The 24,234-nt window shown below is 73.2% G+C and carries 22 protein-coding genes; 20 read left to right on the top strand and 2 right to left on the bottom strand.

The genetic code is table 11. The features are described from left to right. The first annotated feature begins 136 nt into the window (after positions 1–136). Positions 137–1,351 (top strand): signal recognition particle-docking protein FtsY, encoded by a 1,215-nt coding sequence (ftsY, locus tag H300_RS0102530; RefSeq protein ID WP_028426161.1) that lies wholly within the window; start codon positions 137–139, stop codon positions 1,349–1,351. A 1,049-nt stretch (positions 1,352–2,400) separates the two neighbouring features. Here the strand turns inward: ftsY and H300_RS0102525 are convergent. Then, the gene (locus tag H300_RS0102525) at positions 2,401–3,084 is read right to left on the bottom strand and encodes a bifunctional DNA primase/polymerase (RefSeq protein WP_028426160.1); all 684 of its coding nucleotides are present in this window, start codon (positions 3,082–3,084) and stop codon (positions 2,401–2,403) included. 373 nt (positions 3,085–3,457) lie between these two features. On the opposite strand from H300_RS0102525, the gene nsdA reads away from it, so the two are divergent. The 5 genes from nsdA to ffh all read left to right on the top strand — a co-directional run bounded on the left by nsdA (position 3,458) and on the right by ffh (position 11,111). Beyond that, positions 3,458–4,975 carry a transcriptional repressor NsdA gene (gene nsdA / locus H300_RS0102520; RefSeq protein WP_028426159.1) on the top strand — a complete coding sequence of 506 codons (1,518 nt, stop codon included), beginning with the start codon at positions 3,458–3,460 and terminating at the stop codon, positions 4,973–4,975. 230 nt (positions 4,976–5,205) lie between these two features. Then, positions 5,206–6,465, top strand: a complete 1,260-nt coding sequence (locus H300_RS0102515; protein WP_028426158.1) for an ammonium transporter — start codon at positions 5,206–5,208, stop codon at positions 6,463–6,465. After that, positions 6,462–6,800 carry a P-II family nitrogen regulator gene (locus H300_RS0102510; RefSeq protein ID WP_028426157.1) on the top strand — a complete coding sequence of 113 codons (339 nt, stop codon included), beginning with the start codon at positions 6,462–6,464 and terminating at the stop codon, positions 6,798–6,800. Before H300_RS0102515 ends, H300_RS0102510 begins: the two co-directional genes overlap by 4 nt. A gap of 26 nt (positions 6,801–6,826) precedes the next feature. Next, on the top strand, positions 6,827–9,277 hold the full coding sequence (locus H300_RS0102505) for a [protein-PII] uridylyltransferase (protein WP_028426156.1): 2,451 nt from the start codon (positions 6,827–6,829) through the stop codon (positions 9,275–9,277). A gap of 274 nt (positions 9,278–9,551) precedes the next feature. Further along, positions 9,552–11,111, top strand: coding sequence for a signal recognition particle protein (gene ffh, locus H300_RS0102500; RefSeq protein WP_028426155.1), 1,560 nt, complete (start codon positions 9,552–9,554; stop codon positions 11,109–11,111). Positions 11,112–11,226: 115 nt separating this feature from the next. Here the strand turns inward: ffh and H300_RS0102495 are convergent, their stop codons facing one another. Next, complete coding sequence (locus tag H300_RS0102495) at positions 11,227–12,021, bottom strand: class I SAM-dependent methyltransferase (RefSeq protein WP_051269361.1); 795 nt, start codon at positions 12,019–12,021, stop codon at positions 11,227–11,229. Positions 12,022–12,901: 880 nt separating this feature from the next. Between H300_RS0102495 and H300_RS0102490 the strand changes: the two genes are divergently transcribed. The 14 genes from H300_RS0102490 to dprA all read left to right on the top strand — a co-directional run bounded on the left by H300_RS0102490 (position 12,902) and on the right by dprA (position 24,072). Further along, entirely contained in the window at positions 12,902–13,492 is a 591-nt protein-coding gene (locus H300_RS0102490; RefSeq protein WP_028426153.1) for a hypothetical protein, read from the top strand. Positions 13,493–13,638: 146 nt separating this feature from the next. Next, a complete protein-coding gene (gene rpsP, locus H300_RS0102485) occupies positions 13,639–14,079 on the top strand; it encodes a 30S ribosomal protein S16 (protein WP_028426152.1) in 441 nt (146 codons plus the stop codon). A gap of 2 nt (positions 14,080–14,081) precedes the next feature. After that, positions 14,082–14,321 carry an RNA-binding protein gene (locus tag H300_RS0102480; RefSeq protein ID WP_028426151.1) on the top strand — a complete coding sequence of 80 codons (240 nt, stop codon included), beginning with the start codon at positions 14,082–14,084 and terminating at the stop codon, positions 14,319–14,321. Between the two features lie 179 nt (positions 14,322–14,500). Continuing rightward, positions 14,501–15,022 carry a ribosome maturation factor RimM gene (gene rimM, locus H300_RS0102475; protein ID WP_028426150.1) on the top strand — a complete coding sequence of 174 codons (522 nt, stop codon included), beginning with the start codon at positions 14,501–14,503 and terminating at the stop codon, positions 15,020–15,022. Beyond that, on the top strand, positions 15,019–15,894 hold the full coding sequence (gene trmD, locus H300_RS0102470) for a tRNA (guanosine(37)-N1)-methyltransferase TrmD (protein ID WP_028426149.1): 876 nt from the start codon (positions 15,019–15,021) through the stop codon (positions 15,892–15,894). The genes rimM and trmD overlap by 4 nt, the downstream gene beginning before the upstream one ends. Before the next feature lie 131 nt (positions 15,895–16,025). Then, positions 16,026–16,376: a 50S ribosomal protein L19 gene (gene rplS, locus H300_RS0102465; protein WP_028426148.1), complete on the top strand. Its 351-nt coding sequence runs from the start codon at positions 16,026–16,028 to the stop codon at positions 16,374–16,376. A gap of 50 nt (positions 16,377–16,426) precedes the next feature. Further along, positions 16,427–17,131 carry a signal peptidase I gene (gene lepB, locus H300_RS24610; protein ID WP_028426147.1) on the top strand — a complete coding sequence of 235 codons (705 nt, stop codon included), beginning with the start codon at positions 16,427–16,429 and terminating at the stop codon, positions 17,129–17,131. 298 nt (positions 17,132–17,429) lie between these two features. Further along, entirely contained in the window at positions 17,430–18,422 is a 993-nt protein-coding gene (gene lepB / locus H300_RS29730) for a signal peptidase I (RefSeq protein ID WP_486583490.1), read from the top strand. Next, positions 18,385–19,461: a signal peptidase I gene (gene lepB / locus H300_RS24605; protein ID WP_078515666.1), complete on the top strand. Its 1,077-nt coding sequence runs from the start codon at positions 18,385–18,387 to the stop codon at positions 19,459–19,461. Before lepB (H300_RS29730) ends, lepB (H300_RS24605) begins: the two co-directional genes overlap by 38 nt. A 36-nt stretch (positions 19,462–19,497) precedes the next feature. Next, positions 19,498–20,229: a signal peptidase I gene (gene lepB, locus H300_RS0102445; RefSeq protein ID WP_486583488.1), complete on the top strand. Its 732-nt coding sequence runs from the start codon at positions 19,498–19,500 to the stop codon at positions 20,227–20,229. Between the two features lie 39 nt (positions 20,230–20,268). Further along, complete coding sequence (locus H300_RS0102440; RefSeq protein ID WP_028426144.1) at positions 20,269–20,592, top strand: DUF2469 domain-containing protein; 324 nt, start codon at positions 20,269–20,271, stop codon at positions 20,590–20,592. Positions 20,593–20,757: 165 nt separating this feature from the next. Further along, positions 20,758–21,132 carry a YraN family protein gene (locus H300_RS0102435; protein WP_028426143.1) on the top strand — a complete coding sequence of 125 codons (375 nt, stop codon included), beginning with the start codon at positions 20,758–20,760 and terminating at the stop codon, positions 21,130–21,132. Between the two features lies 1 nt (position 21,133). Further along, positions 21,134–22,795: a YifB family Mg chelatase-like AAA ATPase gene (locus tag H300_RS24600; protein WP_051269359.1), complete on the top strand. Its 1,662-nt coding sequence runs from the start codon at positions 21,134–21,136 to the stop codon at positions 22,793–22,795. Further along, positions 22,792–24,072 (top strand): DNA-processing protein DprA, encoded by a 1,281-nt coding sequence (gene dprA / locus H300_RS24595; RefSeq protein ID WP_078515665.1) that lies wholly within the window; start codon positions 22,792–22,794, stop codon positions 24,070–24,072. The genes H300_RS24600 and dprA overlap by 4 nt, the downstream gene beginning before the upstream one ends. Positions 24,073–24,234: the final 162 nt, after the last annotated feature.

The following is a 24,234-nucleotide window of genomic DNA, read 5'->3' as shown; positions in this document are numbered from 1 at the left end:
CCGCTGACCCTCTGCCGTACGGTGCTGGCCGATACTGGACGGGTTGTGCCTCCTTCCGAGGGGGCTTCTCGCCCGACAGGACCGGTCGTACGACGGACAAGCCCTGCCCCCGACGCAGGCAACACCGAGGGAAACGATGGAACTCATCCTTGCCGCAGTCATCGCCGTGATCGCGCTCGCCGCGATCGGCGGACTCGTGATCGGCAGCCGGCGGAAGAAGTCGCTGCCACCCGACGCACCGGGGCGGCCCGGCGCCTCGGCGCCGCCGACCGAGCCGCGCGTCGGGGAGGACGCCGACGGAACCCCGGAGTCGCCGGGCCGGGCGCTGGAGGACGTGACGCTGCCCGGCGCCCCCGGGGAGCCGGTGGCCGTCGAACCTGCGCCCGAGCCGGCGGCCCCCGCGCCCGAACTGGAGACCCCCGAACCGGCGGCCGGCCGTCTGGTGCGGCTGCGCTCCCGGCTCTCCCGCTCCCAGAACTCGCTGGGCAAGGGCCTGCTGACCCTGCTGTCCCGGGAGCACCTCGACGAGGAGACCTGGGAGGAGATCGAGGACACCCTGCTCACCGCGGACGTCGGTGTCGCCCCCACTCAGGAACTGGTGGAACGGCTCCGGGAGCGGGTCCGGGTGCTCGGCACCCGCTCCTCCGAGGAACTCCGCACGCTGCTGCGCGAAGAGCTGATCACTCTGGTCGGACCGGACGAGGACCGGCTGGTCCGCACCGAGACCTCCGGTGCGGTGGACCGCCCCGGCGTCGTGCTGGTCGTCGGGGTCAACGGAACCGGCAAGACCACCACCACCGGCAAGCTCGCCCGTGTGCTGGTCGCGAACGGCAAGTCGGTGGTCCTCGGCGCCGCGGACACCTTCCGTGCCGCGGCTGCCGACCAGCTCCAGACCTGGGGCGAGCGGGTCGGTGCCCGCACCGTGCGCGGACCGGAGGCCGGCGATCCGGCCTCGGTGGCCTTCGACGCCGTCAAGGAGGGCACGGCCGAGGGGGCCGACGTGGTGCTGATCGACACCGCCGGCCGTCTGCACACCAAGACGGGGCTGATGGACGAGTTGGGCAAGGTCAAGCGCGTCGTCGAGAAGCAGGGCCCGGTGGACGAGGTCCTGCTGGTCCTGGACGCCACCACCGGGCAGAACGGTCTCGTGCAGGCACGGGTCTTCGCCGAGGTGGTGGACATCACCGGCATCGTGCTGACCAAGCTCGACGGCACCGCCAAGGGCGGCATCGTGGTCGCCGTACAGCGGGAACTGGGCGTTCCGGTGAAGCTCATCGGCCTGGGCGAGGGGGCCGACGATCTCGCGCCGTTCGAGCCCGAGGCCTTCGTGGACGCGCTCATCGGCGAGTGACCGCCGCAGCGGCCGGCCGGCCTCCGTCCGCGGGGCGCGGCCGGCCGGGCCTCCGGGGCCGAGGGAGGGGCCGTCCGGGACGCTGCTGGCACCGCGCCACGGCACGAGGCATGTGGCCGCAGAAGGTCCGCTCCGCCCGCTGACGGCGGCGCCACCTTCCTGCTGAATCCGCGCTCGCCGTCCCGGTCGTGCCGGGCGGCCTCCTCCCGCTGCCCGGCACCCTGCGAGCTGCGGAGCATGCCATGAACCCCGTACCCACCCCCGACCCCCGCGTCTCTCCGCCGAGGCAGACGCCGGTGCCCACGTCGGTGCCGAGGGAGTCACCGTCACCCGCGGCTCCCGGGCCGTCCCCAACGACCTCTCGGTCACCGTCTCCGCCCGGTCCCGGCTCGCCGTCGCCGGCGAGAACGGGCGCGGGAAGACGCTCGACCTCGACCCGACCCGCGTACGGCCGCCCGCGTCCGTACGCGGGCGGCTACAGTGCCTGGCAGCACGCCCGGCGCCGGGAAGTCCACGCTGCTCGCGGTGCTGGCCGGTGCGTCCGCTTCCACGCACGGGCGTGTCCTCACGGCGAGGGAGCGCGCGTCGTCCGGGTGATCCGGGAGACCGCGGTGCGGGACGACGCGGCCACCGCCCAGGAGGTGTACGACCGTCACGTCGGGCGGACGGCGTCCCGGGAGCGGCTTCCCGACGCGGAGGCCGTCCCGCTCGCGACGCCCGGGCTGCTGCTGGCCCCGGACGCCGCGGTCACGCCCGTCGCCCGGATGTCCCAGAGGCAGCAGCGGCGCCTCGACCTGGCGCTGGCCGAGCGGCACGGACTGGTCCTGCTCGACGAGCCGGCCCACCACCTGTCGGCGTCTCTGGCGGACGAGCTGACCGAGGCGCCGGAGCACACGGACGCCGCCGTCGTGGTGGCCACCCCCCGACCGGCAGCCGCTGCGGGACCTCGCCCGCTGGCCGGGCCTGGAGCTGACCGCACCGGCCTCGCCGTAGCGCGACGGTCGGCCCGGTGGGAGGGGGAGGACGCCCACCGGGCCGGCCCGGTGGGCTCACACGGCCAGGCGGTGGCAGACGTAGGCCAGGGTGCCGAGCAGCAAGCGGGCCTGCGGCAGCCGGCCGGCGCACTCGGGAGTCGGCGGGCGCAGCCACTGGACGCGGCCGAGGCCGCCCAGATCCGAGGGCGGCGCGGTGATGTGGTCGCCCCGGCCGAGGCACCGGAGGTCGAGTCCGGCGTCGTCCCACCCCATCCGGTAGAGGAGCCGCGGGAGTTCGGAGGCGGCACCGGGGGCGACGAGGAACCAGGCGCGGTCGTCCGGTGTGACGGCCACCGGACCGAGCGGCAGCCCCATGCGCTCCAGGCGCACGAGCGCCCGGCGCCCGGCCCCGGCCGGTACCTCCAGGACGTCGAAGGTCCGCCCGACCGGCAGCAGCAGCGCCGCGCCCGGCAGTTGGGCCCACACCTCGCAGGCCTCCTCCAGGCCGGCGCCCGCGGGTACCTCCACTCCGGCGTCCAGCGGGTGGGCGCCCGGGGCCGGGCAGACCCGCGACCCGCAGGAGCACTCGACCCGGCCGTCCGTCCGCAACGCGCGGGCGCCCGGCACGACAGCCCAGCCCCAGAGGCCGGTGCACTCGGCCACCGCGGTGCCCTCCGCCGCCCGGCCCCGCCGCTTGGGGCCGTGGTGAGCCAGCCGGTGGTCCCGAAACTCCCGCATGCCGCCGATCGTGAAGCCCATGCCCCCTCCAACGGGTCCCATGCGCCGATGGTTACGACACATTCACGCAGAGCGATGGCCGGTTGCGGAAGTGCGCTGACCGGCGCGTGCCGTCCCTCGGATGCATATCCGGCGCACCCGAGGGCGTGCGGCGAGATTCGTGCGCCCCTTGCGCACCTCGGTTCCTCCGGCGGTGATCGCTCCAAGTCAAGTGAAGCGCCTGTGCTCCGGGTTAAGTTCGTTCACGGGGGTGGCGAATGGTGGCGTTTCCGTGAATCCCCTCGCCGGAGCGGTGATCGTAGGATTACTTTCGGTGCACACAGCAGACGCCGGTCGCGGTCCACGGGTATGCCGGAGGCATGGACTGCCACCGAGGGAGAGTGGGGGCCTACCAGTGGGCGGCAACGGCAGCAGCGGCACATCGGCCGACAGGCGCCCGAACGAGCAGCTCGGCGACTGGTTCGTGCGCAGCGGCTGGTCGAAGGGGGAGCTGGCCCGGCAGGTCAACCGCAGAGCCCGCCAGCTGGGCGCCCACCACGTCAGTACGGACACTTCGCGGGTGCGCCGCTGGCTGGACGGCGAGCAACCCCGGGAGCCGATCCCGCGAATCCTCTCGGAACTCTGCTCCGAGCGGTTCGGCTGCGTGGTCGCGGTCGAGGACCTCGGGCTGCGCTCCGCGCGGCAGGTCGTCTCCAGTACCGGTGTCGACCTCCCCTGGGCGGGACCGCAGACGGTCACCCTGCTCAGCGAGTTCTCCCGGAGCGACCTGATGCTGGGCGGCCGGGGCTACCTCGGGCCCTCGCTGGCCGTCTCGGCCGGTCCGGCGCTCGTCGAGCCGATGCAGCGCTGGCTGGTCCCCCCCGTCGGGGCCCCGGCGAGCCCGGACGGAGGGCCCGCCCCCCCGGCCGAACTGCCCCGCCGGGCCGGGACGGAGCGCCGTGGCGGACTGTCCGGCCCGGAGACGGAGGTGCTGGAGCAGACGACCGTGATGTTCCGCCGGTGGGACGCGCAGTGCGGCGGCGGGCTGCGCCGCAAAGCGGTGGTGGGCCAGTTGCACGAGATCACCGACCTGCTCCAGGAGCGCCACTCCGGGGCCGTCCGCACCCGCCTGTTCTCCGTGACGGCGCAGCTCGCCGAGCTGGCCGGCTGGATGAGCTACGACATCGGCATGCAACCCACCGCGCAGAAGTACTTCGTGCTCGGCCTGCACGCCGCCAAGGAGGCCGGCGACCGGCCGTTCGGTGCCTTCGTGCTCTCCAACATGGCGCGGCAGATGATCCACCTCGGCCGCCCCGACGACGCCCTGGAACTCGTCCACCTCGCCCAGTACGGCAGCCGGGACGGCGCCGGTTCCCGCACTCAGGCCATGCTGTATGCGATGGAGGCCCGGTCGTACGCGAACCTGGGGCAGCCCAAGCAGTGCCACCGGGCGGCGAAGATGGCCGAGGCGGTCTTCTCCGAGACCGACGCCGCGGACCCGGACCCGGACTGGATCGAGTTCTTCTCCGAGGCCGAGCTGAACGCCGAGAACGCCCACTCGTATCGCGATCTCGCCTATTCGGCCGGCCGCAGCCACACCTACGCCTCGCTCGCCCAGCCGGCGATGGAGAAGGCGGTGGCCCTCTTCGAGCAGGAGTGCGCCGCCTCGGTGAGCGGCCACCACCGTTCGTATGCGTTGAACCTGGTCGGCATGGCCACGGTGCACCTCCTCCAGCGCGAACCGGAGCGCTGCGCCGCGCGCACGGTGCAGGCCATGGAGGTCGCCCAGCGGCTGCGCTCGGAGCGGGTCAACACCCGCATCCGCAAGACCGCGGCCAGTGCCGCCCGCGACTTCGGCGAGGTCGCCGAGGTGATCGAGCTCAACGAGCGGCTCGTCGGCGAGCTGCCGGCCTCCGAGGCCGTCGCGGTCTGACCCGCAGCCGCTCCTGTGCAGGGCGTCACCGGGCACTGGACGGGAGAACAAGCGGGCACGCGGTGCCGGGACCTCCGCTTCATCCGGCCGTAACACCCCGGACGTCTTCGTCACGGTGGCGAAACAGTGCGTCGCATCGAAGGAAACCGGGCCCCGGGATTCTGTGGCGCATCCTGCCCCCCACGCAACAGATCCTGCCCGCACGGGTCGTGACTTCGAGGAGACGTCCATTGAATGGCGCGGATACCGCATTCGTATTGATCAGCGCGGCGCTGGTCATGTTGATGACTCCAGGCCTGGCCTTCTTCTACGGTGGAATGGTCCGGGTCAAGAGCGCGCTGAACATGCTGATGATGTGCTTCATCGCACTCGGCGTGTCCACCGTGCTGTACGTCCTGTTCGGCTACTCGCTGACCTTCGGCGATGACATCGGCGGCGTGATCGGCAATCTGGACTACGTCGGGCTCAAGGGCATCACGCCCGAGACCACGACCGGAGAGGACGGCATCCCGGTCCTCGCCTTCGTCCTCTTCCAGATGCTGTTCGCGGTGATCACCCCGGCGCTGATGAGCGGCGCACTGGCCGACCGCGTCAAGTTCAGCGCCTGGACCCTGTTCATCGCCCTCTGGGTCAGCATCGTGTACTTCCCCGTTGCCCACTGGGTCTGGGCCGAGGGCGGCTGGCTCTTCGAGATGGGCGTCATCGACTTCGCCGGCGGCACCGCGGTGCACATCAACGCCGGTATCGGCGCGCTCGCCGCCGTCCTGGTGGTCGGCAAGCGACTCGGGTTCAAGAAGGACCCGATGCGCCCGCACAACCTCCCCCTGGTGATGCTCGGCGCGGCACTGCTGTGGTTCGGCTGGTTCGGCTTCAACGCCGGCTCCGCACTGGCGGCCGACGGCACCGCGGCCAACATGGCCGTGAACACCCAGGTGGCCACCGGCGCGGCCGTGCTCGGCTGGCTGATCTACGAGCGTGTCCGGCACGGCGCCTTCACCACCCTCGGCGCCGCCTCCGGCGCGATCGCCGGCCTGGTCGCCATCACCCCCTCGGGTGCGGCGGTCAACGCCTTCGGCGCGCTGGCCATCGGCCTCGTCGCCGGCCTGGTCTGTTCCTGGGCGGTCAGCCTGAAGTTCAAGCTCAACTACGACGACTCCCTCGACGTCGTCGGCGTCCACCTCGTCGGTGGCGTGATCGGTACCCTGATGGTGGGCTTCCTGGCCACCGAGGGCGCCGGCCTCACGCAGTTCGGGAAGCAGGCGCTCGGCGCCTTCTCGGTGATGGCCTTCACCTTCGTGGTCACCTGGCTCCTCGCGAAGCTGGTGGACATGACCCTCGGCTTCCGCGCCAGCGAGGAGGAGGAGACCGTCGGAGTCGACCAGGCCTTCCACGCGGAGAGCGCCTACGACTTCACCCAGGTCGGCGGTGGAACCCTGACCACCTCCTCCGCATCCGCAACGGCCGCCGAGAACAAGAAGGTTGACGCATGAAGCTCATCACCGCGGTCATCAAGCCGCACCGACTGGACGAAGTGAAGGACGCGCTCCAGGCGTTCGGTGTGCACGGCCTGACCGTCACCGAAGCCAGCGGGTACGGCCGTCAGCGCGGCCACACCGAGGTCTACCGGGGCGCGGAGTACACCGTCGACCTGGTGCCGAAGATCCGCGTGGAGGTGCTCGTCGAGGACGACGACGCCGAACAGCTGCTCGAAGTCGTCGTGAAGGCCGCCCGCACCGGCAAGATCGGCGACGGCAAGGTCTGGAGCATCCCGGTCGACACCGCCGTCCGGGTGCGAACGGGCGAACGCGGCCCGGACGCACTGTAGAGCGAAGCAAGGGAGTTGGGGCCTGCATGGCAACGGAGTCCACCGAGAACCAGGACCCGACCGAATCGGGACCCAGCGGCGCCTACGCGGCGGCCCGCCTGCGCCTCCTCACCGAGGAGGCGCAGGCCGGGCCGCCGCGTAGGGCCGCACTCGCCCGGCTCACCGACGACTGGCTCGCCGGGCTGCTCGGCCGGCACACCGGCGGAGCGGCCCTGGTCGCCGTCGGCGGCTACGGGCGCGGCGAACTCTCGCCGCGCAGCGACCTCGACCTGCTCCTGCTGCACGACGGCAGCCGCAGCAAGGAGCAGCTCGCCGCGCTCGCCGACCGCCTCTGGTACCCGATCTGGGACCAGGGCATAGCCCTGGACCACTCGGTACGCACCCTCGACGAGGCCCGCAGGACCGCCGCCGAGGACCTCAAGGCGCAACTCGGCCTGCTCGACGCCCGGCACGTCGCCGGGGACGCCGGCCTCACCGCACGGCTGCGCACCGAACTGCTCGGCCAGTGGCGCGCCCGCGCCGCCAAGCGCCTGCCCGAACTGCGCGAACTGTGCCAGGAGCGCACCCTGCGGCAGGGCGAACTCCAGTACCTCCTCGAACCCGATCTCAAGGAGGCCGGCGGCGGGCTGCGCGACGCCACCGCGCTGCGGGCGGTGGCCGCCTCCTGGCTCGCCGACGCACCCCGCGAGGGACTGGCGCACGCCCGCTCCGTCCTCCTCGACATCCGCGACGCCCTGCACCTCACCACCGGACGCGCGACCGACCGTCTGGCGCTCCAGGACCAGGACGAGGTGGCCGGCGCCCTCGGACTGCTCGACGCGGACGTCCTGCTCCGGCAGGCCTACGAGGCCGCCCGGACGATCTCCTACGCCGGCGATGTGACCTGGCGCGAGGTCGGCCGGGTCCTCCGGTCCCGATCGGCCCGGCCGCGGCTGCGCGGATTGCTCGGCGGCCGGCCCGCCGCCGGCCCCGAGCGCAGCCCGCTGGCCGACGGCGTGGTGGAGCAGGACGGCGAGGTCGTCCTCGCCCGCTCGGCCCGCCCCGACCGCGACCCCGCCCTGGCGCTGCGGGTGGCCGCCGCGGCGGCCCAGGCGTCCGTACCGCTCGCGCTGTCCACCGCGCGGCAACTCGCCCGCACCAGCGCGCCCCTGCCGGTCCCCTGGCCGGCCGAGGCGCGCGAGCAGTTCGTCACGCTGCTGGGCGCGGGGGAGGCGACCGTCCCGGTATGGGAGGCGCTGGAGGCCGAGGGGTTCATCACCGCGGTGCTGCCCGACTGGGAGCGGGTGCGCTGCCGCCCCCAGCGCAACGCCGTCCACCGGTGGACGGTGGACCGGCACCTGGTCGAGACGGCGGTGCGGGCCGCCGCGTTCACCCGCCGCGTGCACCGCCCCGACCTGCTGCTGGTGGCGGCACTGCTGCACGACATCGGCAAGGGCTGGCCGGGCGACCACTCGGTCGCCGGTGAGGTCATCGCCCGGGACATGGCGGCGAGGATCGGGTTCGACGCCGCGGACGTCGAGGTGGTCGCCACCCTCGTCCGGCACCATCTGCTGCTCGTCGAGACGGCCACCCGCCGCGATCTGGAGGACCCGGCGACCGTCCACGCGGTGGCGAAAGCGGTCGGCGGGCCCGGCACCCTGGAACTGCTGCACGCGCTGACCGAGGCGGACGCCCTCGCGACCGGCCCGGCAGCCTGGTCGTCCTGGCGGGCCGCGCTGGTCGCCGACCTGGTCCGGCGCGTGGCCGCGGAGCTCGCGGGCAAGCCCGCCGCCGAGCCCCGCGGGCACGTGAACACCGTCGAGGAGGAGCGGCTGGCCGTCGAGGCGTGGCGGACCGGCGGACCGGTGCTCGCCCTGCACGCGCAGACCGAATCCGCCGAGAGCGGCGCCGATCCCGAGCCGGGCTCGGAACCGGTCGGCGTGGAACTGCTCATCGCCCTGCCCGACCAGCCCGGGGTGCTGCCGGCCGTCGCCGGCGTACTCGCCCTGCACCGGCTGACGGTCCGTACCGCGGAACTCCGCGGCGCGGACCCGACCGGGGAGGGGAGGGTGCTGCTGCTCAACTGGCGGGTTGCCGCCGAGTACGGCTCCCTGCCGCAGGCCGCCCGGCTGCGCGCGGACCTGGTCCGGGCGCTGGACGGCTCGCTCGACGTCCCGGCCAAGCTCGCCGAGCGTGAGCGCGCCTACCGGGGCCGCCGCGCCGGCCTCACGGCACCGCCGCCCCGGGTCACGGTGGCCCCCTCGGGGTCCGAGCGCGGCACGGTCCTGGAGGTCAGGGCGCAGGACGCCTCCGGACTGCTGCACCGGATCGGCAGGGCGCTGGACCAGGCGGGTGCTGACGTGCGCAGCGCGCACGTCAGCACCCTGGGCGCCAACGCGGTGGACGCCTTCTACGTCACCGGCCCGGACGGTGCCCCGCTGTCCGACGGCACGGCCTCGGAACTGGCGCGCGCCGTCCAGCGATCCCTGGAGGCCTGACGGCAGGCTGACCGCACGCCCGGCGGACAGATACGCTTGGCGCAGCGTGCCTCGACGCCCCTGCTGGGCTTGCGGCGCCCGGCGCTGCTCCGTACGGCGGCGCCGAATCGACCGAAGGGGCCGGACGGCCACCGAACCGGCCGGTCCGGCGCCGGACCGGGGCTCCGGCGGACGCCGCCCGCCGGCCCCGCCGGGACGTCGGGTGATCCAGCCGGGACGTCGGGGCACGCCCGACCGCCGCTTTGCCCGACGACGTGAAGGATCAGCGACCGCCGTGTTCGACACTCTCTCCGATCGCCTCGCAGCGACGTTCAAGAACCTCAGGGGCAAGGGCCGGCTGAGCGAGGCGGACATCGACGCCACGGCGCGCGAGATCCGCGTCGCCCTGCTGGAGGCCGACGTCGCCCTGCCGGTCGTCCGCTCCTTCATCAAGCAGGTGAAGGAGCGCGCCGCCGGCGCCGAGGTGTCCAAGGCGCTCAACCCCGCCCAGCAGGTCATCAAGATCGTGAACGAGGAGCTCGTCGGCATCCTCGGTGGCGAGACCCGCCAACTGCGCTTCGCCAAGCAGCCGCCGACGGTCATCATGCTCGCGGGCCTCCAGGGCGCGGGCAAGACCACCCTCGCCGGCAAGCTCGGCCGGTGGCTCAAGGGCAAGGGCCACGCACCGCTGCTGGTGGCGTGCGACCTCCAGCGTCCGAACGCCGTCAACCAGCTCTCCGTGGTGGCCGAACGGGCCGGGGTGGCGGTCTACGCCCCGGAACCGGGCAACGGCGTCGGCGACCCCGTGCGGGTGGCCCGGGACTCCCTCGACCACGCCAGGACCAAGCAGTACGATGTCGTGATCGTCGACACCGCCGGTCGGCTGGGCATCGATCAGGACATGATGCAGCAGGCCGCCGACATCCGGGACGCGGTCAGCCCGGACGAGGTGCTCTTCGTCGTCGACGCGATGATCGGCCAGGACGCCGTCAACACGGCCGAGGCGTTCCGGGACGGTGTCGGCTTCGACGGCGTGGTGCTCTCCAAGCTGGACGGCGACGCTCGCGGCGGTGCCGCGCTCTCCGTCTCGCAGGTCACCGGCCGGCAGGTGATGTTCGCGTCGAACGGCGAGAAGCTCGACGACTTCGACGCCTTCCACCCGGACCGGATGGCGTCCCGCATCCTCGGCATGGGCGACATGCTCAGCCTGATCGAGAAGGCCGAGCAGACCTTCAGCCAGCAAGAGGCCGAGCAGATGGCCGCGAAGCTGGCGAAGGGCCCGAAGGAGTTCACCCTCGACGACTTCCTCGCCCAGATGGAGCAGGTCCGCAAGATGGGCTCGATCTCCAAGCTGCTCGGCATGATGCCGGGCATGGGCCAGATGAAGGACCAGATCGACAACCTGGACGAGCGGGAGGTGGACCGGACCGCCGCGATCATCAAGTCCATGACCCCCGCCGAACGGCACGACCCCACCCTCCTGAACGGGTCCCGGCGCGCCCGGGTGGCCCGCGGTTCGGGTGTGGACGTCTCCGCGGTCAAGGGGCTGGTCGAGCGCTTCTTCGAGGCCCGCAAGATGATGTCGAGGATGGCACAGGGTGGTGGCATGCCCGGGATGCCGGGCATGCCGGGTTCCGGCGGCGGCCGCAAGAAGGCCAAGCAGCAGAAGCAGGCCAAGGGCAGGCGGCGTTCGGGCAACCCCATGAAGCGCCGTCAGGAGGAGCAGGCCGAGGCCGAGCGCAGGGCCGCCGGCGCGGGCAGCGCCTTCGGGCTCCCGTCCGGCAGCGAGGCCGAGGACCCCGAGAACTTCGAGCTGCCCAAGGAGTTCCGGGACATCCTGCCGCCCAAGCAGTGACCCGTCCCGCCGAGCGGCGGCGGGCCCGGGACGGGGTGCGGCGGCGTGGGGACCCGTGCCCCGCTCGCTCCGCCGCAAAAGGGCCCGTCACGGCGCGGACGGGGCGTCGGTGCCGTCAGCTGCGGGCGATCACGTAGCGGAAGAGGTTCGGCAGCCAGACGCTCCCGTCCGGACGGAGGTGCGGTTGCAGCGCCTCGGCGAGTTCCTTCGCCACCTGGCCCTGGTCGGTGGCCCGCACCGCGGCGTGGAAGAGACCGGTGGAGAGCAGTCCGCGCACGGCGTTGTCGAGGTCGGTGTAGCCGAACGGGCAGGAGACGCGACCGGACCCGTCGAGCCGCAGCCCGGCCCGGCGGGCGAGTTCCTCCAGGTCGTCCCGGCCGCTGGGCCGCCACCCGGTGGGGTCGGCGCGTACCGGTTCGGCCAACCGGGTGCCGACCCGCAGCGCCGTGGTCGCGGCACAGCGCTCGGCCGGCCCCCAGTCGGCCAGGACGACCGGGCTCCCGGGCCGGCTGAGGGCCGCGGCCGCGACGAGGTCCTCCACCTTCGGCCGCCGGCCGAAGGCCGTGACGAGGGTGAACGGGCGCTCCTGCGCCGGGACCCGCTCCGGGCCTCCTCTCACCAGTTCCACCCGCCACGGGTGGGAGCCGCGCTGCGGCTCGGGTTTCAGTCGGCTGCGCGCCAGGTCCAGCCGTGCCTCGTCGCCGTCGAGTCCCACCACCGTCGCGCCGCGGCGGGCGGCGAGCAGCAGCGCGAGGCCCGTCCCGCAGCCGAGCCCGAGCACCCGGCTCTGCGGGCCCGTCTCGACCCGCTCGTACACCGCCTCGTAGAGCGGCACGAGCATCCGCTCCTGGATCTCCGCCCACTCCCGGGCGGATCGTGCGTGGTGTGTCCGGTCCAGTGTGGAAGTCATCTGGGCGCCCCTATCCGCCGGAATGTCGCCTGTTTCCATGCTGTACTGCCGCTGTTCCGGTGCCGGTCCGGTGTTGCTCCGAACGGTTCGGTCGCCGGTGCCGCCCCGGAGCCGGTCCGGCCGCGGGTCGCGGCAGCCGTGCCGGGCGGGCGTGCGGGTCGGCCCGGCACGGGCACGCGCGGGGCCGTGCGCCGGGCCCGCCGGGCCGCGTCCGCTGTGTGCCAGGGAACTGCGTGACGGGTCCCGCGGCCAGAGGCCGTACGGCCTCTTTGGCCGAACCGCCCGATTCACGATTCTGCGGCACGCGGACGTAACATGCGCGCGGTGGCGCCGGCAGTCGGCGCAGGGTCGCGGGGGGTTCGTCGCCGGACGCAGGGGGACGGGCGGGACGGAGCCGCGGTGCGAGACGTGGGAGGTTCTTCGGCCGTCCGGGTGATGGCGCCGGTGCGCGCGGCGCCCGCCGTGACGGACCCGGCCCCGTGGCGGGCGCACCGGCGTGGGTGCGGCGGAGCCGGCGGCGGAATCTGTGGCGGATCGGTGCGGTCGTCTCGGATGCCGGACGGCTGGATCCGGCAGCCGGTCGGCTGCGTCCGAGTTGCCGGGAGGGGGAGAACCGGTCTCCCCGGGTCTTCCGCCGGCTGGGCGCCCGGCGCGGGCGGGTGTCACGTGGGGCGCACGGGGCGCACGGGGAGTGGTGCCGCAGAGTACCCCGCTGATTTGCTCGGGTACGTCTGCCAATGGGGGAGCTGCGGGCCTCCGTCCACAGATCGGCCGACCCGCCCCCGTACGGGGGCGACGGAACGGAACTGACTAGTACGTGCAAAATATTAAAGATGCCCTGGAATCGGAACACCGGCGGCATCCGGCTCGTTGTCACGACGTGAGCACGACACCACCTGTCCTCGCCGCCGAGCTGGCAGCCGCGTGGGCCGACATTCAAAGGCACCACTCCGAGCTGCCGAATCTGGCCGCGCCCGAATCGCTGATCGGGGAGTCGTCGTCCGCCTGCGGCGCCGATCTCTCCTTCGAACGCCTGCTGCACGAGGCCGTCCATGGAGTCGCCGCCGCCCGCGGAATCCGGGACACCTCGCGTGCGGGTCGCTACCACAACCGCCGCTTCCTCAACGTCGCCGAGGAGATGGGGCTGGAGCACCCCGAGGAGCCCCACCCCAGCAGCGGCTTCTCGCTCGTCGTCATGACGGCCGAGGCGCGGCGGCGTTACCGCCCCACCGCCGAGCGGCTGCAGAGAGCCCTCAAGGCCCACCTGGCCGCGACCAGCAGTGAGACCTCGCGCAGTTTCCGCGGGCCGGCCGCCCGGCACGGCTCCTCCGGAGGCGGGGTCCGGGTCAAGGCGGTCTGCGACTGCGGGCGGAACGTCAGAGTCGTCCCCTCGGTGCTCGCGCAGGCTCCGATCATGTGCGGCGCCTGCGGCAAGCAGTTCCGTATCCCGGAGGCCGTGGCGGTCGGCTGAGTGTGGCAGAATGGGCGGCTGTACTCGACAGCCGCCCAGGATCCCTCTCTCCTCCGGCTGACGCGTCCATCGGACACTCGGGTACCACAACCCCACGTGCCATCCCGCCGTGTCCAACCACGTCAAGACCAGGAGACACCACACCAGTGGCAGTCAAGATCAAGCTGAAGCGTCTGGGCAAGATTCGCTCGCCTCACTACCGCATCATCGTCGCCGACTCACGCACCCGTCGTGACGGCCGGGCGATCGAGGAGATCGGTCTGTACCACCCGGTGCAGAACCCCTCCCGCATCGAGGTCGACTCCGAGCGTGTGCAGTACTGGCTGGGTGTCGGCGCGCAGCCGACCGAGCCGGTCGCCGCCATCCTCCGGGTCACCGGTGACTGGCAGCAGTTCAAGGGCCTGCCCGCCCCGGAGCCGATGAAGGTCGCGGAGCCGAAGGCGGACAAGAAGGCGCTCTTCGAGGCCGCGGCCAAGGCCACCGGTGACGAGCCCAAGGGCGAGGCCATCACCCCGAAGGCGAAGAAGGCCGACAAGGCCGACAAGTCTGCCGAGGCCGACGCCTCGGCCGAGTCCACCGAGGCCTGAGGATGCTCGAGGAAGTCCTCGAGCACCTGGTGAAAGGCATCGTCGACCACCCTGAAGAGGTGCAGGTCGAGGCCCGCAACCAGCGCCGCGGACGAGTGCTGGAGGTACGGGTCCATCCCGAGGACCTCGGCAAGGTGATCGGTCGCAACGGCCGGACCGCTCGTTCCCTGCGCACGGTCGTCGGTGCCCTCGGCGGCCGGGGCATCCGCGTCGACCTCGTCGACGTGGACGACGTCCGCTGAGCCGACGGCCGTCGTGAGCGACGAGCCGACCGCAGGACATGCGGCGAGTGCAGTGAACCCGGCACGGGCCGGGGACGGCAGGACCGTCCCCGGCCCGTGCCGCTGCTGCATCCGCACCCGTTCACCGCAGGAGCCGGGCACCACCGCAGGAGCCGGAAAGATTCGGAAGAGGAACACCCGTGCAGCTCGTAGTCGCGCGCATCGGCCGCGCCCACGGCATCAAGGGCGATGTCACCGTCGAGGTCCGGACGGACGAACCGGAGCTGCGGCTCGGTCCCGGTGCCGTCCTGGCCACCGAGCCGGCCGGGTCCGGCCCGCTCACCATCGAGTCCGGCCGGGTGCACAGCGGACGGTTGCTCCTGCGCTTCGAGGGCGTCAAGGACCGCTCCGCCGCCGAGGCGCTGCGAAACACCCTGCTGATCGCCGAGGTGGACCCCACGGAGGTGCCGGACGACCCCGACGAGTACTACGACCACCAGTTGGTGGACCTCGACGTGGTCACCGTCGACGGGGCGGAGCTCGGCCGGGTCTCTGAGGTAGCCCACCTGCCGGCGCAGGACCTGCTGGTCGTCGCCCGGCCGGGCGGCGGTGAACTGCTGATCCCGTTCGTGGCGGAGATCGTTCCGGAGATCGACCTGGAGGCGCAGCGAGCCGTGGTCGACCCGCCGCCCGGGCTGATCGACGAGAGCGAGTCGGTGTGAGGGTCGACGTCGTCACCATCTTCCCCGAGTACCTCGAACCGCTGAACGTCTCCCTGGTCGGCAAGGCGCGCGCCGGCGGACTGCTCGACGTACGGGTGCACGACCTGCGGTCCTGGACGCACGACCGCCACCACACCGTCGACGACAGCCCCTACGGGGGCGGCCCCGGCATGGTGATGAAGCCCGAACCCTGGGGCGAGGCGCTGGACGCGGTACTGGGCCGGCATGCTCCGGAGCCCGCCGGGAGCGGCGGCGCCGTGGAGCCCGACGGGGGCGGCGCCGGCGCAGCGGCCGTCGACGCACCGGTGATCGTCGTCCCGACACCGAGCGGCCGGCCGTTCACCCAGGAACTCGCGGTCGAACTCGCCGCACGGCCCTGGCTGGTCTTCACCCCCGCCCGCTACGAGGGCATCGACCGCAGGGTGGTCGAGGAGTACGCCGGCCGGGCCGACGTCCGCGAGGTCTCCATCGGCGACTACGTGCTCGCCGGTGGCGAGGCCCCGGTGCTGGTGATGGTCGAGGCGATCGCCCGCCTGCTGCCGGGCGTGCTCGGCAACGCCGAGTCGCACCGCGACGACTCCTTCGCCCCGGGCGCCATGGCGGACCTGCTGGAGGGGCCGGTGTTCACCAAGCCACCGGAGTGGCGCGGACGCCCGGTGCCCGAGGTGCTCGTGAGCGGCCACCACGGCAGGATCGCCCGCTGGCGACGCGACGAGGCCCTCGCCCGCACGAGCCGCAACCGGCCCGACCTGATCCGGCGCTGCGATCCGGCCGCGCTCGACAAGCAGGACCGCGCCACCCTGCGGTCCCTGGGCTGGGCCGAGCAGGAGGACGGCCGATTTGGGCGGTCCGGGGACGACGTGGAAGAATAGGCAGCTGTCTCACGCTCGGCGCGCGACCCTGCCACAGGGGGACCGACGCACGCCACTGCGGGGACGTCCCCGACACATCACCGAACACTTCCGCTGATGACCTGTGGCATCGGCGAGGAAAGCAGACCGTCATGTCGCACCTTCTCGACAGCGTCGACTCCGCGTCGATGCGCACCGACATCCCGGCCTTCCGCCCGGGTGACACCGTCAACGTGCACGTGCGCGTCGTCGAGGGCAACCGCTCCCGTGTGCAGCAGTTCAAGGGCGCGGTCATCCGTCGACAGGGCGCCGGTGTCCGGGAGACCTTCACCGTCCGCAAGGTCAGCTTCAGCGTCGGCGTCGAGCGCACCTTCCCCGTGCACACCCCGATCGTCGAGAAGATCGAGCTGGTGACCCGCGGCGACGTCCGCCGCGCGAAGCTGTACTACCTGCGCGACCTGCGAGGCAAGGCCGCCAAGATCAAGGAGAAGCGGGAGAACTGATCCCGCGACACCGACCGGCCGTCCGCCGGGCCGGATAGGATTCCGGTTCGATGGACACCGACGCACAGCCACCGAAGCGCGACCGCGCGCCCGGTCCGGACGAGGACCGCGGCCGCTGGTCGCGTTTCGTGCGCCCCGTGCTGCTGCTCGGCGGTCCCGCCGCCCTGCTGCTGTCGGTGCACCTCTTCGTCGTCCAGCTCTTCGTGATTCCCAGCGGCTCGATGGAGAACACGCTCCAGGTCGGCGACCGGGTGGTCGTCAACAAGCTGGCATACCGGTTCGGCAACCTTCCGGCCCGCGGGGACGTTGTGGTCTTCGACGGGGCGGGCTCGTTCTCGGACCCGTCGGGCGGCGACGGCCCTTCCGGCAACCCGGTCGCCGGCCTGCTGGACATGGTCGGCGCGGTCCTGGGCATGACCCGTTCGGGTGACGACTACGTGAAGCGCGTGATCGGAACCGGCGGGGACAGCATCAGGTGCTGCGACGCACAGGGGAGGATCGAGGTGAACGGTGAGCCGCTCGACGAGGGGTACCTGCACCCCGGTGACGCCGCCTCGGCCGTCGCGTTCGACATCCGGGTCCCCGAGGGGCGGCTGTGGGTGATGGGCGACCACCGTGCGGAGTCCCGCGACTCCCGGGACCTCCTCGGCCGCCCGGGCGGAGGCACGGTTCCGCTGGACCGGGTGATCGGGCGTGCGGACTGGATCGGCTGGCCGACCAGCCGGTGGACGTCGCTTTGGGACGCCCATGGGTAAGCGCGGACGTCCCCGCAAGGACACCTCCCGACCTCCCGCGGCTCCGCCTCCCGGCCGCTCCGGTGACCTCGGCGGGCCGCCTCCCGGTGCGGGCCCCCACGGGCCGCCGCCGGGCCACGGCGACCGGTACCGGCAGCCACCCGCCCCGGGAGGCCACCGTCCTCCGCCTCCCGGCCGCGACGAGTACGGTGCGCCGCCTCCCGGCCGCGAGTCCTCCTACGCGCCGCCTCCCGGCCGTGACCGCCGCAGCGAACCGCCCCCCGGTCATGCCCCGCCGCCTCCCGCCGCCGACCGTCGGGTGCCTCCCCGCGGCGGTGAGCGCCACCGGCCTCCCGGCGGTGGCGGTGAGCGCTACGCGCCGCCCTCCACACTGCGGGGCCCGGGGGAGGGCCGGGCCGACCGCCGACGGGCCGCGCGACGCGTCAAGCGCCGCCGGCGGCTGTCGACGACGAAGGAGATCCCCCTCCTCATCGGTGTGGCGCTGCTGATCGCGCTGGTGCTCAAGACCTTCCTGGTGCAGGCCTTCGTGATCCCCTCCGGCTCGATGGAGCAGACGATCCGGATCGACGACCGGGTGCTGGTGGACAAACTCACCCCCTGGTTCGGCTCGCGGGCCGAACGGGGCGACGTGGTGGTCTTCCGGGACCCGGGCGGCTGGCTCGACGGGGAGAACGTGCCCGCCGCCGAGGACCCGCCGGGGATCAAGCAGGGCAAGAAACTGCTGACCGTCATCGGCCTGCTGCCCTCGGCCGACGAGCAGGACCTGATCAAGCGGGTGGTGGCGCTCGGCGGGGACACCGTCGCCTGCTGCGACGACAACGGCCGGGTCACGGTCAACGGCACCCCGCTCGACGAGCCGTATCTGAACCCCGGGGACGCTCCCTCGCAACTGCCCTTCGAGGTACGGGTGCCCGAGGGCCGCATCTTCGTCCTGGGCGACCACCGGTCGAACTCGGCCGACTCCCGGGCGCACCTGGACGAGGAGGGCCGGGGTACCGTTCCGGAGGAACTCGTGCTCGGCAAAGCGGTGGTCATCGCCTGGCCATACGATCACTGGACCCGGCTGGAGGAGCCGGAGACGTATGCGTCGGTGCCCGACGCCCGTGGCGCGACGCCCACGGGAGCCGCGGACCGGGACAATCGAATCGTGCCGCTCCCGACTCCTGCGGAACTCCCGCTCGTTATGGGAGTGGTGGGCCTGCGCCGTTTCACGGCCGGGCGACAGCGCAGGGTGAGGAGTGGATGTGGGGGATGTGGCGATCGGTGCTCGTTCCGGTTCCGGCGGAGATGAGCCGGTCGACCGGCCGGGGCGGCCCCGGGACGACCGGTCCGGGCGGCCCGGACCGCAGGCGGAGCAGGGCCCGGCCACAGGGCCCGGCTCGGCGGATGGGCCCGATACGGCTGGCGCATCCGGGCAGGCAGGGGAGCGGGAGAAGGGCAGCGGGAACAGCGTGACGGGCAAGAAGCAGCGCTCCTTCTGGAAGGAGCTGCCCCTCCTGATCGGTATCGCACTGGTCCTGGCGCTCATCATCAAGACGTTCCTCCTCCAGGCCTTCTCGATCCCCTCGGACTCGATGCAGAACACCCTCCAGCGGGGGGACCGGGTGCTGGTGGACAAACTCACCCCCTGGTTCGGCGCCACTCCGGAACGCGGCGAGGTGGTCGTCTTCCACGACCCGGGTGGCTGGCTCGACGCCCCCACGGCGTCGGAGAACTTCCTGCAGAAGGGGCTCAGCTTCATCGGGCTGATGCCGTCCGCGACCGACCAGGACCTCATCAAGCGGGTGATCGCCCTGGGCGGTGACACCGTCGAGTGCGCCAGCGGCGAGAACGTCCAGGTCAACGGCGTGGAGCTGGACGAGTCGAGCTACCTCTACCCCGGGAACACCCCGTGCGGGGACCGTGACTTCGGACCGCTGAAGGTGGCCGAAGACCACCTGTGGGTGATGGGCGACCACCGGCAGAACTCGCTGGACTCCCGCTACCACCAGGAGAAGCCGATCACCGACGGTTCCGCCCGCCCGGACGGGAACAGCGGGCTGAACGCCGAGGGTGCCCCGACCGACGGCAGCGTCCCGGTGAGCGGCGTCGTCGGGCGGGCCGTCGTGGTGGCCTGGCCGATCGACCGGTGGAGCACCCTCTCCGTCCCGGACACCTACCAGCAGGAGCTCGCCGCCGCCGCGCCGGCCGCACTCGGCCTGCTCGGTGCGTTGCCGCTCGTCCTGTGGCGTCGCCGGCGGCTGTCGGCCGCCCTCTCCGCCGCGACCGGTGCCGGCTCCGGCGCTCCCGCGTCCGACCGGGACCGACCCGCCGGGGCGTCCCGGGGGTAGGGTGCTGCGGCAGAGCCCGCCGACCCGGGAGAGCCAGTGACCTGCACCGCGATACCCGGCCCCGCCCCGCGGGACCGGCGGTCCGGCAGCCTGCTGTCCTCCGTCGCGGTCGGCCTCGGCTGCGTCCTGTTCTTCGGCGGGTTCGGCTGGGCCGCCGTGCAGTACCAGCCCTTCGCCGTGCCGACGCCCTCGATGGCGCCGACCGTCTCAGCGGGGGACCGGCTGCTCGCACAGCGCGTCGACGGTGCCGCGGTGCGCCGCGGCGACATCGTGGTGTTCGAGGACCGCGACTGGTCCGACCTGCCGGTCCTGAAGCGTGTGGTCGCCGTGGGCGGTGACACCGTCGCCTGCTGCGACCGACGCGGACGGCTGGAGCTGGACGGGGAGCCGGTCCCCGAGCCCTACGTGCGGGGCACGCAGTCCGAAGCGCCGGCCCGCTTCGAAGTCGAGGTGGCGCAGGGCGAGCTGTTCCTGCTCGGCGACCGCAGGAACGGTTCGCTGGACTCGCGGGCCCACCTGGCGGCCGGCGGTACTGGAACGGTCCCCCGGGACGCCGTCCGGGCCCGCGTGGACGCGATCGCATGGCCGCTCGGCCGGGTGGGGCTCGTGGAGCGCCCGCAGGTCTTCGCCGACCTGCCCGGGGGAGTGTCCGCCCCCGGACCGCTGCTGCCCGCGCTGGCCGCCGTGGCCACCGGCGCGCTGCTGATCCTGGGCGGGGCGGTGTGGGGGCCCGTCGCACGGCGCGCCGGACGGCGGCGCCGGAGCTGACGCACAATGGGGGAACGTACGGCTGAAGGGGAACATGCCATGAGCGCGGAGGACCTCGAGAAGTACGAGACCGAGATGGAGCTGAAGCTCTACCGGGAGTACCGCGACGTCGTCGGCTTGTTCAAGTACGTGATCGAGACCGAACGCCGCTTCTACCTGACCAACGACTACGAGATGCAGGTCCACTCCGTCCAGGGCGAGGTGTTCTTCGAGGTCACCATGGCCGATGCCTGGGTCTGGGACATGTACCGGCCGGCTCGCTTCGTCAAGCAGGTGCGGGTGCTGACCTTCAAGGACGTGAACGTGGAGGAGCTCAACAAGAGCGACCTGAACCTGCCCGAGGACTCCGGCTTCAGCGGCTGACCCGCGCGGAGCGCCCCCGGGGGCGCTCGCGCTGCCGTTGCCGTGACCGCTGCCGTGCTCCACCCGGGTGACGGAGCTGTCCACAGACCCCGGCTGTCCACAGTTCGCGAGCAAGATCCACTCTCCTCGGCCGCTGCCGCCACAGTCGGCTGTGGAGGTGGGCAGATGAACGACAGAGAAGCACTGGGACGCTACGGCGAGGATCTCGCCGCCCGACGCCTGCGGCAGCGCGGCATGGCCATCCTGGAGCGCAACTGGCGCTGCCGGGAGGGCGAGATCGACATCGTCGCCCGGCACGCCGACGCCCTCGTGATCTGCGAGGTGAAGACCCGCAGGCCCGGCCCCTACGGCCATCCGGCCGCCGCGCTGACCCCGCGCAAGGCAGCCCGGCTGCGCCGGCTCGCCGCACGGTGGCTCAGCGAGCGTTGGCTGGCCCGCTACGGCCGCATCCCGAGCGGCGGTGTCCGGATCGATCTCGTCGGGGTCGTCCTTCCGCCGCGCGGAGCACCGGTGGTCGAGCACATCCAGGGGGTGGCCTGAGATGGGTTTCGCCCGTACGTGCTCGGTCGCCCTGGTCGGCGTCGAAGGGGTGCCGGTCGAGGTACAGGCCGATCTCGAACCCGGAGTGGCCGGGTTCACCCTGGTGGGGCTCCCGGACAAATCCCTGGTGGAGAGCCGCGACCGGGTCAGGGCGGCTCTGGTGAACTCGGGAGCCGAGTGGCCGCAGAAAAAGCTCACCGTCGGCCTCAGCCCCGCCTCGGTCCCCAAGGGAGGCAGCGGCTTCGACCTCGCTGTGGCCAGCGCGATCCTCGGAGCGGCCGGCCGGGTCGACCCCGCCGGCCTGGCCTCGCTGATGATGATCGGCGAGCTCGGCCTCGACGGCCGTGTCCGTCCCGTACGAGGCGTCCTGCCGGCCGTGCTCGCCGCCGCCGAGGCCGGGTACCGCCAGGTCGTCGTGCCCGAGCAGGCCGTCCCCGAGGCCTCGCTGGTCCCCGAGCTGGGCGTCCTCGGCGTCCGTAGCCTCCGTCAGCTCATCGCCGTGCTGGCGGGGGAGCCGGTCCCCGAGGAGGAGCAGCCGCGCGCGGAGGACTGCCCCGACCTCGCACGGGCCGGGCTCTGGTCCCCGGGCGCCGGTCTCTCGCCCGCGGTACCGACCGGCCGGGCTCCCGACCTGTCCGAGGTCGCCGGGCAGACCATGGCCCGCCGGGCCCTGGAGGTCGCGGCCGCCGGCCGGCACCACCTCTTCCTGAAGGGGCCACCGGGCGCGGGCAAGACCATGCTCGCCGAACGCCTGTCCGGCCTGCTGCCGCCGCTCACCTCGAAGGAGTCCTTGGAGGCCACCGCCGTGCACTCGGTGGCCGGGGCGCTTCCGCCGGGCGAACCGCTGGTCGTCCGGCCCCCGTACTGCGCCCCGCACCACTCGGCGAGCATGGCCTCCCTGGTCGGAGGCGGCTCCGGACTGCCCCGGCCCGGTGCGGTCTCGCTGGCGCACAACGGCGTGCTCTTCCTCGATGAAGCCGCGGAGAGCAGCGCCCGGGTGCTCGACGCCCTGCGTCAGCCGCTGGAATCCGGCCAGGTGGTGGTCGCCAGGGCACAGGGCATGATGCGGATGCCCGCGCGCATCCTGCTCGTCCTGGCAGCCAACCCATGCCCCTGCGGGCGGTACGGCACGATCGCCGGCGGCTGCGAGTGCCGCCCGGCGACGGTCCGGCGCTACCGGGCCAGGCTCTCGGGGCCGCTCCTCGATCGCATCGACCTGCGCATCGAGGTGGAACCGGTGGCGCGGGCCGAACTGCTCGCCGCCGCAGGGCCGTCGGAGTCCACCGCAGTGGTGGCCGCGCGGGTGCTGGCCGCCAGGGAACGGGCCGCGCACCGGTACGCCGACACACCGTGGCACACCAACAGCGAGGTCCCGGGGCACGAGCTGCGGAACAGGTGGGCCCCGGCTCCCGGAGCCCTGCAGCAGGCGGAAGCGGACATGGAGCGCGGCCTGCTCACCGCCCGTGGGCTCGACCGCGTGCTGCGCGTCGCCTGGACGGCGGCCGACCTGAATGGCCGGGACCGTCCCGTGGCCCAGGACGTCGAGTGGGCGCTGCAGATGCGGACGGGCGTCGGCCGGGGAGTCCCGCTCGCCACAGCCGCCACAGCCGCCACAGCCGCCACAGCCGCCACAGCCGCTGGAGCCGCCGGAGCGACGCGGTGACCGGCCGCGAGGCCGGCACCGCTGCGCCGGCCGGCTGCGCGCCCGACGCCTGGGCGCCCGGCCCGTCCGCGGCCGTCGTCGCGGAGGGCACGGCGCCCGCCCGGGCGGGCGGCGAGGAGACGCGGCTCGCCCGGGCTGCCCTGACCCGGGTCGGGGAGCCGGGCGACGCACTCCTCGGTCGCTGGGTCGACGAGTGCGGACCGGTGGAGACCCTGCGGGCGTTGCGCTCCGGGGAAGCACTGCCCGGTGCCGGCCCGGAACGCCGGGAGGGTCTGCGGGCGCGAGCTCTCGCCGCCCGCCCGGAGGAGGACCTCGCCGCGCTCGCCGCCAGCGGAGGGCGCTTCCTCTGCCCCGGCGAGCACGAGTGGCCCGGACAGCTGGACGACCTCGGGCACGCGGGACCGCTGGGGCTCTGGGTGCGCGGTGCGGCCTCGCTGCGGCTGTGCGCGCTGCGCTCCGTGGCCGTGGTCGGCGCTCGCGCCTGCACTCAGTACGGCGCGCACGTCGCCTCGGTGCTCGGATCCGAGCTGGCCGAGCGGGGCTGGTCCGTCGTCTCGGGGGCGGCCTACGGGGTGGACGCCGCCGCTCACCGGGGCGCGCTGGCGGTGGACGGCACCACCATCGGCGTGCTGGCCTGCGGCACCGACCGCGCGTACCCGCCGGGCAACGCCGAGCTGATTTCCCGGATCGCGGACCAGGGGCTGCTGGTGGCGGAACTCCCGCCGGGCCGGCATCCGACGCGCAGCCGGTTCGTGCTGCGCAACCGCGTCATCGCCGCGCTCACCCGGGGCACGGTCGTGGTGGAGGCGGAGCTGCGCAGCGGCTCCCTGGTCACCGCGCGGCGGGCCCAGGAGCTGGGCCGGCAGGTGATGGGGCTGCCGGGCCCGGTCACCTCCCGGCTCTCCGACGGAGTCCACCGGCTCCTGCGCACCGAGGGCCGGCTGGTCACCGACGCCGCCGAGGTGATCGAGTTGGTGGGCAGCATCGGGGAACTCGCCCCGGAGCGCCGGGCTCCGGAACGGATCCGGGACGTACTGCACCCGGCCACCGCCCAGGTGCTGGAGGCGCTCCCGGCGCGCGGCGCGGTCACCCTTGAGTGGCTCGCGCAGGCCGCCGGGGCGACACCCGAGCGCACGCGCGCCCGGCTGCGCGAATTGCAGGCTCTGGGCTTCGTGGAGCGGCATCAGCGCCACTGGCAATTGTCACCTCGTGCACACGGACACCCCGATCAGGTGACCGATCGGTGCTTGACCTGGAGCGATGGAGTGAAAGGGTGAAGGCAGGCACGCAGAACGGCAGATCCAGTCCGTCAGCCGTGCTGGTGGGAGGGCGCGCGCGTACCCCGGCGGGGCGGGCCGAAGAACGTATCTGCGCATGGGCGGGCGCCCGTCCACCGCGCAATGCGACTCACTCGTCACGCTACGCTCGCGAGGTTCTTC

This window comes from Streptomyces sp. TAA040, assembly GCF_000424845.1.
This window is presented reverse-complemented; position numbering and strand designations above follow the sequence as displayed.